14 protein-coding genes and 1 riboswitch are annotated in these 14,815 nt (G+C 72.6%); of the genes, 6 read left to right on the top strand and 8 right to left on the bottom strand.

The features are described 5' to 3' along the window. Positions 1-21: 21 nt before the first annotated feature. The 3 genes from ACIP84_RS25170 (at position 22) to ACIP84_RS25180 (ending at position 4,236) form a co-directional block, all read left to right on the top strand. A complete protein-coding gene (locus tag ACIP84_RS25170; protein ID WP_401800457.1) occupies positions 22-522 on the top strand; it encodes a GNAT family N-acetyltransferase in 501 nt (166 codons plus the stop codon). Positions 523-601: 79 nt separating this feature from the next. Then, positions 602-687, top strand: a riboswitch (cobalamin riboswitch). Between the two features lie 154 nt (positions 688-841). After that, positions 842-3,220: a ribonucleoside-diphosphate reductase subunit alpha gene (locus ACIP84_RS25175; RefSeq protein WP_401800460.1), complete on the top strand. Its 2,379-nt coding sequence runs from the start codon at positions 842-844 to the stop codon at positions 3,218-3,220. Continuing rightward, positions 3,220-4,236: a ribonucleotide-diphosphate reductase subunit beta gene (locus ACIP84_RS25180; protein WP_319309946.1), complete on the top strand. Its 1,017-nt coding sequence runs from the start codon at positions 3,220-3,222 to the stop codon at positions 4,234-4,236. Before ACIP84_RS25175 ends, ACIP84_RS25180 begins: the two co-directional genes overlap by 1 nt. A 69-nt stretch (positions 4,237-4,305) precedes the next feature. On the opposite strand, the gene def is transcribed toward ACIP84_RS25180, so the two are convergent. The 8 genes from def to ACIP84_RS25220 all read right to left on the bottom strand — a co-directional run bounded on the left by def (position 4,306) and on the right by ACIP84_RS25220 (position 11,657). After that, entirely contained in the window at positions 4,306-4,938 is a 633-nt protein-coding gene (def, locus tag ACIP84_RS25185) for a peptide deformylase (RefSeq protein WP_319309947.1), read from the bottom strand. A gap of 67 nt (positions 4,939-5,005) precedes the next feature. Then, a complete protein-coding gene (locus tag ACIP84_RS25190; protein ID WP_055600922.1) occupies positions 5,006-5,986 on the bottom strand; it encodes a hypothetical protein in 981 nt (326 codons plus the stop codon). A gap of 79 nt (positions 5,987-6,065) precedes the next feature. Then, positions 6,066-7,358, bottom strand: coding sequence for an HD domain-containing protein (locus ACIP84_RS25195; RefSeq protein WP_355962518.1), 1,293 nt, complete (start codon positions 7,356-7,358; stop codon positions 6,066-6,068). Then, positions 7,355-8,761, bottom strand: coding sequence for an HD-GYP domain-containing protein (locus ACIP84_RS25200; RefSeq protein ID WP_401800541.1), 1,407 nt, complete (start codon positions 8,759-8,761; stop codon positions 7,355-7,357). The genes ACIP84_RS25195 and ACIP84_RS25200 overlap by 4 nt, the downstream gene beginning before the upstream one ends. Positions 8,762-8,910: 149 nt before the next feature. Continuing rightward, on the bottom strand, positions 8,911-9,228 hold the full coding sequence (rsrA, locus tag ACIP84_RS25205) for a mycothiol system anti-sigma-R factor (RefSeq protein WP_030320825.1): 318 nt from the start codon (positions 9,226-9,228) through the stop codon (positions 8,911-8,913). Further along, positions 9,225-9,881, bottom strand: coding sequence for a sigma-70 family RNA polymerase sigma factor (locus tag ACIP84_RS25210; protein WP_030207302.1), 657 nt, complete (start codon positions 9,879-9,881; stop codon positions 9,225-9,227). Before ACIP84_RS25210 ends, rsrA begins: the two co-directional genes overlap by 4 nt. Before the next feature lie 241 nt (positions 9,882-10,122). Further along, on the bottom strand, positions 10,123-10,764 hold the full coding sequence (locus tag ACIP84_RS25215) for an alpha/beta family hydrolase (RefSeq protein WP_401800545.1): 642 nt from the start codon (positions 10,762-10,764) through the stop codon (positions 10,123-10,125). Positions 10,765-10,841: 77 nt separating this feature from the next. Next, the gene (locus tag ACIP84_RS25220) at positions 10,842-11,657 is read right to left on the bottom strand and encodes an SOS response-associated peptidase (protein WP_401800466.1); all 816 of its coding nucleotides are present in this window, start codon (positions 11,655-11,657) and stop codon (positions 10,842-10,844) included. A 50-nt stretch (positions 11,658-11,707) separates the two neighbouring features. On the opposite strand from ACIP84_RS25220, the gene ACIP84_RS25225 reads away from it, so the two are divergent. Genes ACIP84_RS25225 through rsgA form a run of 3 tightly spaced genes read left to right on the top strand, consistent with a single transcriptional unit; the run spans position 11,708 to position 14,763 of the window. After that, entirely contained in the window at positions 11,708-12,394 is a 687-nt protein-coding gene (locus ACIP84_RS25225; protein WP_401800469.1) for a M50 family metallopeptidase, read from the top strand. Between the two features lie 20 nt (positions 12,395-12,414). Beyond that, positions 12,415-13,746, top strand: coding sequence for a 3-phosphoshikimate 1-carboxyvinyltransferase (gene aroA / locus ACIP84_RS25230; RefSeq protein ID WP_355962506.1), 1,332 nt, complete (start codon positions 12,415-12,417; stop codon positions 13,744-13,746). Positions 13,747-13,749: 3 nt separating this feature from the next. Further along, positions 13,750-14,763 (top strand): ribosome small subunit-dependent GTPase A, encoded by a 1,014-nt coding sequence (rsgA, locus tag ACIP84_RS25235; RefSeq protein WP_355962504.1) that lies wholly within the window; start codon positions 13,750-13,752, stop codon positions 14,761-14,763. The last annotated feature ends 52 nt before the right edge of the window (positions 14,764-14,815 follow it).

Genomic DNA, 14,815 nt, shown 5'->3' on the forward strand with positions numbered 1-14,815 from the left:
TGCCGCAGGCACACTGCCCTCATGGACTTCACGATCAGGGCGGTACGGCCCGAGGACTACGAGGCGCTCGGTGAGCTCACCGCGGGGACCTATCTGAGCGACGGGCTGCTGAAGTACGGGGCGGAGGACTCGTATCTGCACGTGCTCCGGGACACGGCCCGGCGGGCGCGCGAGAGCGAGGTGCTCGTCGCCGAGGACGGCGACGGACGGCTGCTCGGCGGGGTGACCTTCGCCACCGGCTCCACCCCGTGGGCGGACATCGCGATCGAGGGCGAGGCGGAGTTCCGGATGCTCGTGGTCTCCCGGGAGGCCCGTGGCCGGGGCGTCGGAGAGGCCCTCGTACGGGCCTGCATCGATCGCGCACGGGCCCTCCCCGGGTGCCGCCGCATCGTGCTCTCCACGGACGCCACGATGGTCTCCGCGCACCGGATCTACGGGCGTCTGGGCTTCCTCCGCACCCCGGACCGGGACTGGGAGCCGATCCCCGACCACCGCCTGCGCACCTACTCCTTGGAGTTCTGAGCCGGGGGGCGACACAACATGTGGGGGGTGCCGCACGGGGCGCCCCCCACATGTATGCTCATCCTCGCTGTCGACGCAGGGGAATCCGGCGCGAATCCGGAACTGTCCCGCAACGGTGTGCTTCGTACGGATACGACATATTCGGGCGAGGTGAGTCCGAAGGCCTGCCCACAGCGCATCCGGTCCGTCCGTTCCGGGTGCCAATGACGTCCGGGCCTCGCGGAGTGGGCCGGTGGAAGCGTCGCGTCCGGAGTTACGGATGCCCGTCTGCCCGCCTTCCCCCGCCGCGGCCCCGAGCCGAGCGAGGGAGAGCCCCCACGTGACCATCGCGCCCGCCGATCCGGCATCCGCCGAGGCTTCCGCGGTCGAGAGCGACGGCCCCGGGACCGTGCTGCTGCGGACCCTGACCGACCTCACCGCCGATCTCCCCGACACCGACCCCGGCAAGGTCGCCGCCGCCGCGCTCCGCGGCCGCAGCGCCGTGGCGGACGAGGCGGAACTGCGCGAGCTGGCCACCGAGTCGGCCGCCGGTCTGATCGCCGAGGACCCGGCGTACTCCCGGCTCGCCGCCCGGCTCCTGACGATCACGATCGCCGACGAGGCGGCCGGCCAGGGCTCGTTCTCCTTCTCGGCCTCCGTCGCCGTCGGTCACCGCGAGGGTCTGATCGCCGACCGCACCGCCGAGTTCGTGGCGCTGCACGCGGACCGGCTCGACGCGACGATCGACGCGGCCGCGGACGACCGCTTCGGCTACTTCGGCCTGCGCACCCTCTACTCGCGCTACCTGCTGCGCCACCCGATCACCCGCAAGGTCATCGAGACCCCGCAGCACTTCATGCTCCGCGTGGCCTGCGGCCTCGCCGAGGACGACAGCGTCCGCGCGCTCGACGAGGTCGCCGCCCTCTACCGCCTGATGAGCCGGCTCGACTACCTGCCGTCCTCCCCCACGCTCTTCAACTCCGGCACCCGCCACCCGCAGATGTCCTCCTGCTACCTCCTGGACTCCCCCCAGGACGAGCTGGACTCCATCTACGACCGCTACCACCAGGTGGCGCGCCTCTCGAAGCACGCGGGCGGCATCGGCCTCTCCTACTCCCGCATCCGCGCCCGCGGTTCGCTGATCCGCGGCACCAACGGGCACTCCAACGGCATCGTGCCGTTCCTGAAGACCCTCGACGCCTCCGTCGCCGCGGTGAACCAGGGCGGCCGCCGCAAGGGCGCCGCCGCCGTCTACCTGGAGACCTGGCACGCGGACATCGAGGAGTTCCTGGAGCTCCGCGACAACACGGGCGAGGACCAGCGCCGTACGCACAACCTGAACCTGGCGCACTGGATCCCGGACGAGTTCATGCGCCGGGTCAACGCCGACGCCGACTGGTCGCTGTTCTCCCCGGCGGACGTGCCCGAGCTGGTCGACCTGTGGGGCGAGGAGTTCGACGCCGCCTACCGCAAGGCCGAGGCGGCGGGCCTGGCCCGCAAGACGATGCCGGCCCGCGACCTGTACGGCCGGATGATGCGGACCCTGGCCCAGACCGGCAACGGCTGGATGACCTTCAAGGACGCCTCGAACCGGACGGCCAACCAGACCGCCGAGCCCGGCCACACCGTCCACTCCTCCAACCTCTGCACGGAGATCCTGGAGGTCACCGACGACGGTGAGACCGCGGTCTGCAACCTGGGCTCGGTCAACCTCGGCGCCTTCGTCGTCGACGGCGACATCGACTGGGAGCGCCTCGACTCCACCGTCCGCACGGCCGTCACCTTCCTCGACCGGGTCGTCGACATCAACTTCTACCCGACCGAGCAGGCGGGCCGCTCCAACGCCCGCTGGCGGCCGGTCGGCCTGGGCGCGATGGGCCTCCAGGACGTCTTCTTCCAGCTGAAGATGCCGTTCGACTCCGCCGAGGCGCGCGCGCTGTCCACCCGTATCGCCGAGCGCATCATGCTCGCCGCGTACGAGGCCTCCACCGACCTCGCCGAGCGCAGCGGTCCGGTCCCCGCCTGGGACAAGACCCGCGCGGCCCGCGGTGTGCTGCACCCGGATCACTACGACGTCGAGCTGAACTGGCCGGAGCGCTGGGCCGCGCTGCGCGAGCGGATCGCCGCCGTCGGCATGCGCAACAGCCTCCTCCTCGCCATCGCGCCGACCGCGACGATCGCCTCGATCGCGGGCGTCTACGAGTGCATCGAGCCGCAGGTCTCCAACCTGTTCAAGCGCGAGACGCTCTCCGGCGAGTTCCTCCAGGTCAACTCGTACCTGGTCGACGAGCTGAAGGCGCTCGGCGTGTGGGACGCGCAGACCCGTGAGGCGCTGCGCGAGTCCAACGGCTCGGTGGCCGGCTTCACCTGGGTCCCGGCCGAGGTGCGCGAGCTGTACCGCACGGCGTGGGAGATCCCGCAGCGCGGGCTGATCGACATGGCCGCCGCCCGGACGCCGTTCCTGGACCAGTCGCAGTCGCTGAACCTGTTCCTGGAGACGCCGACGATCGGCAAGCTGTCGTCGATGTACGCGTACGCCTGGAAGCAGGGGCTGAAGACCACGTACTACCTGCGCTCCCGTCCGGCGACCCGGATCGCCCGCGCCGCCCAGGCCGCGGCGCCCACCGCCGCCACCATCCCCGTCCAGCAGGCGGCCCCCGACGCGGACGCCCTCGCCTGCTCCCTTGAGAACCCCGAGTCCTGCGAGGCCTGCCAGTAATGAGCACCAACGAGAAGAAGAACCTCCTCGACCCGGGCTTCGAGCTGACCCTCCGTCCGATGCGCTACCCGGACTTCTACGAGCGCTACCGGGACGCGATCAAGAACACCTGGACCGTGGAGGAGGTCGACCTCCACTCGGACGTCGCCGACCTCGCCAAGCTGACGCCGGCCGAGCAGCACATGATCGGCCGTCTGGTCGCGTTCTTCGCGACGGGCGACTCGATCGTCTCCAACAACCTGGTGCTGACGCTCTACAAGCACATCAACTCCCCGGAGGCGCGCCTGTACCTGTCGCGCCAGCTGTTCGAGGAGGCCGTGCACGTCCAGTTCTATCTGACGCTGCTCGACACCTACCTGCCCGACCCGGACGACCGCGCCGCCGCGTTCGACGCGGTCGAGGAGATCCCCTCCATCCGCGAGAAGGCGCAGTTCTGCTTCAAGTGGATGGACTCGGTCGAGAAGATCGAGCGCCTGGAGACGGCCGCCGACCGCCGCCGCTTCCTGCTGAACCTGATCTGCTTCGCCGCGTGCATCGAGGGCCTGTTCTTCTACGGCGCCTTCGCGTACGTGTACTGGTTCCGGTCCCGCGGTCTGCTGCACGGCCTCGCGACCGGCACCAACTGGGTGTTCCGTGACGAGACGATGCACATGAACTTCGCCTTCGAGGTCGTGGACACCGTCCGCAAGGAGGAGCCGGAGCTCTTCGACGACGCGCTCCAGCAGCAGGTCACGGACATGCTGAGGGAGGCCGTCGAGGCGGAGCTGCAGTTCGGCCGCGACCTGTGCGGCGACGGTCTGCCGGGCATGAACACCGAGTCGATGCGCGAGTACCTCCAGTGCGTCGCCGACCAGCGCCTCCAGCGCCTCGGCTTCGCCCCGGTGTACGGCTCCGAGAACCCGTTCTCGTTCATGGAGCTCCAGGGCGTGCAGGAGCTCACGAACTTCTTCGAGCGCCGTCCGTCCGCCTACCAGGTGGCGGTCGAGGGCTCGGTGGACCTGGACGAGGACTTCTAGGACCCCGCCGTACGAGAGGGGCCCCGCACTCGGCCGAGTGCGGGGCCCCTCTTCTGCGCGTACCGGCGATCAGGCGTTCGGCACCGTCTCGTAGCGCGGGGTGCCCTCCTCCATCTGGCGCAGGGCGTCCTTGCGGTCCCGCTTGGAGAGGCGGTCGATGTACAGGTAGCCGTACAGGTGGTCCGTCTCGTGCTGGAGGCAGCGGGCGAAGTAGCCGGTGCCGCGCACCTTGATCGGGTTGCCCTGGGCGTCCTGGCCGTGGACCTCGGCGTAGTCGGGGCGGGCCAGCTCGGCGTAGGCGGTCGGCACGGAGAGGCAGCCCTCGTTGGACTCGTCGAGGACGCGCAGCTCGGCCGGGAGCTCTTGGAGGACCGGGTTGATCACGACACCGGTGTGCCGGACGCCCTCGTCGTCGGGGCAGTCGTAGACGAAGACCTTGAGGTCCACACCGATCTGGTTCGCGGCGAGGCCGACACCCTCGGCGGCCTTCTGGCTCGCGAACATGTCGTCGATGAGCGCCGCGAGCGAGTCGTCGAACTCGGTGACGTCCTTGCACTCCTTGTGGAGCACCGGGTTGCCGACCACCGTGATCGGGCGGGCCGTGCCGCGCTCACGGTGGGCGAGCTCGCGTGCCTCGCAGTCCTCCGTGTCCACGACGAACCCGTCGTTGATGGCCTGCTCGTCCGTCTCCTGCTGCGCCATGTCCGGCCGCGCCTTCCTGAAAACCCGATTCCGTCGGAGGACAGCCTACGGGCCCGCGCGTGAAGCCTCAGCAGACCTCTTCGAGATCGCGCCACTCACGGCTGTCGGGGCTGTCCGCCACCCAGCCGTCGAGGAGCCCGCGCACCAGGCCCGCCGGGGCCGCGATGCCGCACTCCCGCTCCGGGACCCACAGCTCGCCCGGCGAGCGGTGCCCGAGCGGCCCGGGGTGCCCCGGCTCGCTGTGGTCGTGCGGGTCGGAATGCTCGCCCTCGCCCTCGGCGCTCGGCATGGTCGACTCGGAGCAGGCACGACAGAGCAGCCGCACGGAGGACGACCAGTCCTCGGCGGCGAAACCCGCTTCCGCTGCGAGCTGCTCCAGGGCGTCCCGGTCGGCCTCGGTGGCCGCCTCCAGGAGGACCACCCAGGTGGGGACGGGCGAGGGGGCCCACAGCTCGATCTCGTCGAAGACCGGGTAGGAGGGGCCCGCGGTGGTGGTGCGTTCGCCGTTCGGCACGCCGTCGTGGAGGACGACCTCGCCCCAGCGGCGCCCGGAGGACGGCAGCGGAATGGAGAGGACCTCGATCCGGGCCGGGTCGAGCCGGCGGCCCCACACGACCTCGGCCTCGCCCTCGGGCGACAGCCGGACGGCGGCGCTGCCCAGCTCCATCCCGGCGGGCTCGCCGGTGCCCGCGGCGGCGCCGGGGACCTTCAGCCCGTAGGCCTGCCAGGCGCGGCGGGCCAGCGGCCAGTCCTGGAGCGCGGTCGCGGCGATGCCCACGTTCCACCAGTCGGGGGCGCCGCTCTCCTTGTCGAGCAGCGCGACGGCGCGGAGCCCGGCGGCACGCGCCTGCTCCCAGTCGTGCCGGAACTTGTGCAGCAGCGCCAGGTTGAACCAGGACTCCGAGAGCCAGGGCTCCAGATCCGCCGCACGCGTCAGGAGTGCCCCCGCGTCCTCGTACCGGCCGTCGCCGATCAGCGTGAACGCGCGGTCGGTGGCCTGCCGCCATGAGGCGGAGGGCCGATGCCGTACCTTCCCGAAGATCTTCACGATTCCCGCCTGCCGGTCGCTTCACCCTCTTGTTCGCATCCAACCATGCCCGGTCGGACGCGCGCTCATTACCCATGGGTTACCCAGTCGCGACGGAGGTCACCCCAGCCGCTCCGCCCCGCGCCAGGACCCTGGCCAGGCATTCGACGACATCCGGGTGATGATCGCGGGCGGTGCCGAGCCTGAGCCGCTCCAGGGCGTCGAGGGCGGCGCCCGCGCCCTCGCCTCCTGCGAGGTCGTCGTAGGCGTTCACGGTCCGGACGATCCGGGCCGGCAGGGGCTGCTCGCGGTACGGGTCCGCCTGGCGCTCCACGACGACGGCGACGGCCTCGGGGACACCGGTCATGCGGACGACCTCGCCGCCGAGGAGGGCGATCCGGCGCTGCTCCTCGGCGGGCAGCAGGGCGGTGGCGCCGCCGGCGACGGGGTCGACGAGGGAGAGCTGACCGATGTCGTGCATGAGCGCCGCGTGCTCCAGGACGGCCAGTTCGGCGCCGGAGAGGCCCAGCTCCCGTCCGACGGCGGCGCTGAGGGCGGCGACCCGGCGGGTGTGGCCGGGCGGGGTGCAGCCGGCGATCTCGGTGGCGCGGGCGAGGGAGGCGATGGTCTGCCGGTTGACCGTGCGGACGGCGGCGTACCGCCGGAAGGAGACCTGGGTGAGCAGCAGCGGCACGGCGAGCACGGGCAGTGCCCAGAGTCCGGCGGCGGCCACGCCGAGCGCCATGACGGTGCCGGTGGCGCCGACGGCGGAGCCGATGCCGAGGAGGGCGCGCAGTTCGTCGCGGAGGAGGGGGCCGTACGGGAATCCGGTGCGGGCGCGGAGCACGAGGGCGGCGAGGACCGCGTCGCACAGGGCGGTCAGGACGAGCAGCAGGACGAGGAAGAGGGCGTACGCCGGGCCCTGCCCGAGGTGCTCGACGAGGGCCCCCGAGTTGTAGAGGGGCTGGAAGCAGAGCGCGGCGAAGCCGACGGTGAGGACACGGCGGGCGAGGTGGTCGAGGCCCGACCCGTGGCCCCGGGCGATGTGGGGGACGATCCCGGCGAGGCCGGCGGCGACGACGACGGCGACGATCTGGAGGACGCCGTGGGTGGTGGCGGTCCCGGCGCTCGCCCCGAGCAGGGCGTAGGCGAGGGCTCCGGCGGCGGCGAGCGGCGCGGGCTCCCTTCCGCCCGGCGCTTCGTGGACGGGAGGTGCGCCCGTGCCGGGTGCGGCGCCCCAGCGGGCGAGCTCGCCGAGGACGATGAGGGCGCCGAAGGCGAGGGCGTTGCCGGGTTCGTCGACGCCGTACCAGAGGGTGGAGGCGAATCCGGCGAGGCCGAGCAGGAGCGCGGCCCCGTGCACGGCGCCGACGGTGACGGCGCCGGGCCTCATGCGCGCTCCTTGGGCCTGGTCCCGGGTGCCTCCGGTCGCCGTGCGGCCCCGGCCTCGCGGGGCGGCGGTACGTTCCCGCCGGTCGGGCCCGCGGGTGCGCTCTCGTCGGCGGTGACGGCGGGCTGCCAGCCGTGCCGGTCCAGGGCGCGGACGAGGGCGGCGACCATCCGGGCGTCGAACTGGCTTCCGGCGCACCGCTCCAGTTCGGCGACGGCGGTCGGCACCGGGCGGGCCCGGCTGTAGGACCGGGTGGAGGTCATGGCGTCGAAGGCGTCGGCGACGGCCACCACCCGGGCGAACTCGGGGATCTCGTCGCCGTGCAGCCCGTACGGGTAGCCGCTGCCGTCCATGCGTTCGTGGTGGTGGAGGATCGCGGCCCGCGCCTCGCCGAGGAAGCCGATGCCGCGGACCATCTCGTGTCCGTACTCCGGGTGCAGTTCGATGACCCGGCGCTCCTCGGGGGTGAGGGGGCCGTCCTTGCGGAGGACCCGGGTGGGCACGCCCAGTTTGCCGACGTCGTGGAGGATGCCGGCGAACCGTACGACGTCGAGCCGCTCCTCGGCCATGCCCAGCTCGCGGGCGATGAGGACGGAGGCGTGGCCGACGCGTTCGCTGTGGCCCCGGGTGTAGCGGTCCTTGATGTCGACGGCCTGGACGAGGGCGCGGATGGTGGCCTGGTGGGCGGCGCGCTCGCGGTGGTACTGGGCGAAGACCCAGCAGGAGATGTACATCGGGAGGAGCACGAAGAGGGCCGACACGGGTCCGTAGGTGCTGCGCCAGAGGACGGCCATCATCAGTCCGGCGAGGCCGTGGACCGCGTGCGGGGCGAGTGCCCGGCCGAGGAGGCCGCGCCAGGCGGCCCGCGGGGGGACTCCGTCGGCCGTCGCCCGGATGCCGCCGTCGAGGGCGGTCAGGACCAGGCAGAAGGTGAGCGCCGCGGCGCCCGCCGGCAGGAGCGCGTAGGGGAAGTCGGGGCTGTCGTGACCGTGTCCGAGGGCGCGGGCGCAGCTGAGGGCCTCGGTCACCTGGGCGGCGGCCCAGGTGGCGAGGGCGGTGGCGGCGGCCCGCCAGGCGCGGCGGGGCGTGGCCGGGGGTTCGTCGACGCGGGCGAGGAGGCTGCCGGGCAGGGCGGTGAGCGCGGCGGCGGCGGGCGGCAGGAGGAGGGCGGCAGCCAGGAGGACGGGGAAGAAGGAGCCGGTGCCCATGGGGACGGAGCCGCCGACCGCGCGGCCGAGGAGGCGGCAGCGGGCGGGCAGTTCGCAGAGTGCGTACAGGGCGGCGAGGAGCGCGACCGTGGCCCAGGGGGTGGCCGCGCCGGGGCGCAGGGCGGGCAGGACGGACGCCCCGGCGCCCAGCAGGGCGCAGCAGATGTACACGCGGGCCGCGCGCGGAATGACCTTCACGCCCATCATCCCCGTCACGGTAGCGAGTTGGGCGGCCCGTGACGGCACGGTGGAGCGGATTCGCACCATCGGGTGATACAAGCTGATATACGCAGGAGGCCGCCGCGAGCATCTCGCGACGGCCTTCCTCTCCCACTACGGAAGGGGAGTCACTCCTGGGGTGCCGGCGTCGTCGGCACGATGGGCGCGATCTCCTGCTCGGGCACCAGGTGCCCGGAGCGGATCAGGTCGATCCGGCCCATGACCTTGGACCGCAGGTCGGTGGGGACGTCGTCACTGCCGCAGCAGCGCTTGACGAGCTTCTTCACCGCCTGCTCCAGGCCGTACTTCTCCAGGCAGGGGGAGCACTCCTCGAAGTGCACCTCGAACTTCGTGCAGTCACTGTCGGGCATCTCGTTGTCGAGGAACTCGTACAGATGATCCAGGACTTCCGAGCAATCCGTCTCGTGCGGCTCTCCGCAGCTCATGAGCCCGAGCCTTTCAGATCGTTCGACGACTCTCCGGCGCCCGCGGGAACCAGCCCGCGGTCGCGAGCGTAGTCCTCGAGCATGCCGCGCAGCTGGCGGCGGCCCCGGTGCAGCCGGGACATCACCGTACCGATGGGTGTCCCCATGATGTCCGCGATCTCCTTGTACGCAAAGCCCTCGACATCCGCGAGATAGACGGCGATGCGGAACTCCTCGGGAATCGCCTGGAGCGCTTCCTTCACGTCGGAGTCCGGAAGGTGGTCGAGCGCCTGCGACTCGGCGGAGCGCAGACCGGTCGACATGTGCGACTCGGCACGCGCGAGCTGCCAGTCCTCGATCTCCTCGGCCGCGCTGCGCTGGGGTTCGCGCTGCTTCTTGCGGTACGAGTTGATGAACGTGTTCGTGAGAATGCGGTACAGCCAGGCCTTGAGGTTCGTACCCTCGCGGAACTGGTGGAAGGATCCGTACGCCTTGGCGTAGGTCTCCTGCACCAGGTCCTCCGCGTCCGCGGGGTTGCGCGTCATCCGCAGCGCGGCCGAGTACATCTGGTCGAGGTAGCCGAGGGCGTCCCGCTCGAAGCGCGCGTTGCGCTCCTCGGTCGTCTCCTCGGGGCCGTCGTCGGTCCCTGTGTCGGTCCCAGTGACCGGACCCACCTCCTCCAGCGCGGCGGCGAGCCCGAGGGCGGACCCGCTCGTTTCGGAGGATAGACGAGGAACCGCTCCGCCCGCCGCCCGAATCCGGGCCCCCTTGGGGGCGGGCAGCACTGTCCAGTCGAGGTCAGCGGCCTGCGCACGCTCCGGGCAGATGGTCGAACCCATGCGACGGACTCCCTCTTCTCGCTCTCACACCGACGCACGGAACAACAGTGGTCCCCCACTCGACATTCCCGGTCCGTCAGCGGAGGGAGAGGATCCATTCGGCGACCCCGTCCACCAGGAGCGCCATCGCCTCGTCCGGCCCGAGCGGGGCCCGTTTGGGCAGGGCGAAGCCGTGTTCCCCGTCCGGGATCTCGACGAGGCGGTACGGGCCTTCCGGGAACTCAGCGGGCCGCCCGAAGGGGTCGTTGCCGCCCTGGACGACGAGCGTCGGCAGCCCGCTGCCGAGGAGTTCGCCGGCCCGGGACTTCTCCGGCCTGCCCGGCGGGTGCAGGGGGAAGCTCAGCGCGAGGACGGCGAGCGCGCCGAGCTCCCGCCCGGTGCGGCAGGCGACCCGGGCGCCGGCGCTGCGGCCGCCCGCGATCACCGGGAGCCCTGGCCGGGCGAGGGCGGGCCAGAGGCCGCGCCAGCCGGTGTCCAGGGTCTTGGGCGCGGGCGCGACCTTCTTGCCCGCCACCCGCCAGGGCTGCTCGACGAGGGCGACGGTCACGCCCCGGGCGGGCAGCGCCGCGGCCAGGGCCTGGAGGTCACGGGCCTCGATGCCGCCCCCGGCGCCGTGGCCGAGGGCGAGGACGGCGCGCGGCCTCGCGCCCGCGGGCCCCTCGTACCAGGCGACGCGGGCGTCGCCGGCGTCGGTGGGGACGGTCTCGTACTGTGTCACGTCGGTCACGCTCCCATCCTGCCGTCCGAAGGCGCCCGGGACGGTCCGGAACGAAGCGCTCTTCGGCCAGGCGGGGCTCAGAAGAGCGTGCCGACCTCCGGGCCCTCCAGCTCCGTCAGGAGCTCGGGCCCGTTGTTGCGGACGTTGCTGACGGCGGTCGCCACCGGGTAGGCCCGCATCAGGCCCTCCGGCGGCGCGGCGAGCAGCCCGCGCAGCTCCTCCGGCCGGGCGGTCGCCGGGTCGAGCCAGGCGTCCCAGCGGTCCTCGGTGAGCATCAGCGGCATCCTGGGGTGGATGTCGGCGAGCGACTGGGGGCCCTCGGCCGGAGCCACGCCCAGCGGACCGGTCTCCGCCTCCGTGGTGATCACCGAGCAGGTCACCCACCAGGCCAGGGGGTCGCCGTCGCGCAGGGTCCGGTCGCGCCAGAACTCGTAGAGCCCCGCCATCGCGAAGACCGAGCCGTCCGCCGGGGTCACGAAGTACGGCTGCTTCCGGGGCCGCTTCCTCTTCCCCTCGACCTCCAGGTCCCGCTCCCCCGCGCCGGTCACCCACTCGTAGTAGCCGTCGGCCGGCAGGATGCACCGGCGGGCCGAGAAGGCCCGCTTGAAGGAGGGCTTCTCGTCCAGGGTCTCCGCACGCGCGTTGATCATCCGGGCGGCGCCCTCGGGGGACTTCGACCAGGACGGCACCAGGCCCCACTTCAGCGCGCGCAGCTGGCGAACCGGACGCGGGGATCCTGCGTCTTTCAGAGGACGTTCCAGAACGGCCCAGACCTCCTTGGTGGGGGCCACGTTCCAGTCCGGGGCCAGGCTCTCCTCCGGCTCCCACTTCTCGACACCGAAGAGTCCGACGAGGTCCTCGGGCCGCCGGCTCGCTGCATACCTTCCGCACATACGTGCCACACTGCCACGATCCCGAACCCGACCGAGGAGCCGTCCGAGAAATGACAGAGATCCTCGGCACCCAGCCCGCTCCCGAGGAGTGGATCGTCTACCTCACCGGTGCCTGCGCTGTGAGCCTCGTCGTCTTCCGCACCCTCTGGCTGCCGGCCCGCAACGCGATCACCATCGCCCACGAGGGCGGCCACGGTCTCGTCGCCCTCGCCACCGGCCGCCGCCTCGAAGCGATCCGGCTGCACTCGGACACCAGCGGACTGACCGTGAGCCGCGGCCGCCCGACCGGCCTCGGCGTGGTCCTCACCCTGGCCGCCGGCTATCCCGCGGCCCCGCTGCTCGGCCTGGGCGGTGCCGCCCTGCTCGGCACCCATCGGGTGACCCTGCTGCTGTGGGCGGCGACGGCCCTGCTGCTCGCGATGCTCGTGATGGTCCGCAACGCCTACGGGGTCCTCACCGTCCTCCTCGCCGGCGCCGCCTTCCTCCTCGTCTCCTGGCTGACCTCCCCCGAGGTCCAGTCGGTCTTCGCGTACGCCGTGGTCTGGTTCCTGCTGCTCGGCGGCGTCCGCCCGGCCTTCGAGCTCCAGGCCAAGCGACGCCACGGCGGCGCCCCCGACTCGGACGCGGACCAGCTCTCCCGGCTCACCCATGTGCCCGCAGGAGTGTGGCTGTTCTTCTTCCACGCCGTCGCGATCTCCGCCCTGATCGGCGGCGGGCGCTGGCTCCTGGGCATCTGACTCCCCCGTACAGTGATTCCATGACCGCAGCCACCACCGCGCACATCGACCCGCCCACCGACCTCTGGCCCGCCCCGTATGCCCGCGGCGCCGTCGACGCGACCGTCACCGTGCCCGGATCGAAGTCGGTCACCAACCGCGCCCTGGTCCTCGCCGCCCTCGCGTCCGAGCCGGGCTGGCTGCGCCGCCCGCTGCGCTCCCGCGACACGCTCCTGATGGCCGAGGCGCTCCGTACCCTCGGCGTGAAGATCGAGGAGGGCGTCGGCCCCGACGGCTCCGGCGAGGCCTGGCGGATCATCCCCTCCCCGCTGCACGGCCCCGCGACCGTCGACGTCGGCAACGCCGGCACGGTCATGCGCTTCCTGCCCCCGGTCGCGGCGCTCGCCGACGGCCCGGTGCGCTTCGACGGCGACCCCCGCTCCCACGAGCGCCCGCTGCACGGCGTGATCGACGCGCTGCGCGCGCTCGGCGCCCGGATCGACGACGAGGGCCGCGGCGCCCTCCCCATGACGGTGCACGGCGCCGGCGGTCTGGACGGCGGCACCGTCGAGATCGACGCCTCCTCGTCCTCCCAGTTCGTGAGCGCCCTGCTGCTCTCCGCGCCCCGCTTCAACCAGGGCGTCGAGGTACGGCACGTGGGGTCGCGGCTGCCCTCGCTGCCGCACATCCGGATGACGGTCGACATGCTGCGCGCGGTCGGCGCCCAGGTCGACGAGCCGGAGCACGGCGGCGCCCCCGACGTGTGGCGGGTGGCCCCCTCCGCGCTGCGCGGCCGGGACCTGGTCGTCGAGCCCGACCTGTCGAACGCGCAGCCGTTCCTGGCGGCGGCCCTGATCACCGGCGGCCGTGTGACGGTCCCGGACTGGCCGGCGCGAACCACCCAGCCCGGTGACGCGCTGCGGGAGATCTTCACCGAGATGGGTGGCTCCTGCGAGCTGACCGAGGCGGGCCTGACCTTCACCGGTACGGGCCGGATCCACGGCATCGACGTGGACCTCGGCGAGGTCGGCGAGCTGACGCCCGGCATCGCGGCGGTCGCGGCCCTCGCGGACTCCCCTTCGACCCTGCGCGGGGTCGCCCACCTCCGGCTGCACGAGACGGACCGGCTGGCGGCGCTCACCAAGGAGATCAACGAGCTGGGCGGCGACGTGACCGAGACCGAGGACGGTCTCCACATCCGCCCGCGCCCGCTCCACGGCGGCGTCTTCCACACGTACCACGACCACCGCATGGCGACGGCGGGCGCGATCATCGGCCTCGCGGTCGAGGGCGTGGAGATCGAGGACGTGGCCACGACGGCGAAGACCTTGCCCGACTTCCCCAGGATGTGGACCGAAATGCTCGGGGCCTGAACCATGCGGCGTTACGGCAAGCACACCGACGAGGACGACATCCGCCAGCGGCCCAACCGCAAGGGCACCCGCCCCCGCACCACGATCCGCCCGAAGCACGAGGACGCCGTCGAGGGCATGGTCCTCACCGTCGACCGCGGCCGGCTGACCGTCCTGGTCGACGACCGGGCGGTGACCGCGATGAAGGCGCGCGAGCTGGGCCGCAAGGCCGCCGTGGTCGGTGACCGCGTGTCGCTCGTCGGCGACCTGTCCGGCGAGAAGGACACCCTCGCCCGGATCGTGCGGATCGGTGAGCGCAGCTCGGTGCTGCGCCGCACGGCCGACGACGACGACCCGTACGAGCGGGTCGTCGTCGCCAACGCCGACCAGCTGGCGATCGTCACCGCCCTCGCCGACCCCGAGCCGCGCCCGCGTCTGATCGACCGCTGCCTGGTCGCCGCGTACGACGGCGGCCTCACCCCGCTGCTCGTGCTCACCAAGTCGGACCTGGCGCCGCCGGACGACCTCCTCGACATGTACGGCGCGCTCGGTGTGCCGTACGTGGTGACCACCCGCGACGAGTTCGTGGACGGGGTCGCCGCCGAGCGGGTCCACGAGCACCTCAAGGGCCGGACCACCGCGTTCGTCGGACACTCGGGCGTCGGCAAGACGACCCTGGTCAACGCCCTGGTCCCGCCGGAGCGACGGCGGACCACCGGTGTCGTCAACGCGGTCACGGGCCGCGGCCGGCACACCACCACCTCCGCGCTCGCCCTGCCGCTCAACGACAAGGAGGGCGGCTGGGTCATCGACACCCCGGGCGTCCGCTCCTTCGGCCTGCACCACGTCGACCCCTCCCGGGTGATCCTCGCCTTCCCCGACCTCGTACCGGGTACGGAGAACTGCCCGCGCGCGTGCAGCCACGACGAGCCGGACTGCGCGCTCGACGCGTGGGTGGCGGAGGGGCACGCCGATCCGGCGCGGCTCGTCTCGCTGCGCCGGCTGCTCGCGACCCGGGAGCGGCGCGAGGGCGACTGACTCCCCCGAGCTGCCCTTCCTGAGGCGCAGCCGCTGCCCCGCCCGTCCTGAG

Source organism: Streptomyces sp. NPDC088707 (assembly GCF_044752725.1).
Classification (GTDB): domain Bacteria; phylum Actinomycetota; class Actinomycetes; order Streptomycetales; family Streptomycetaceae; genus Streptomyces.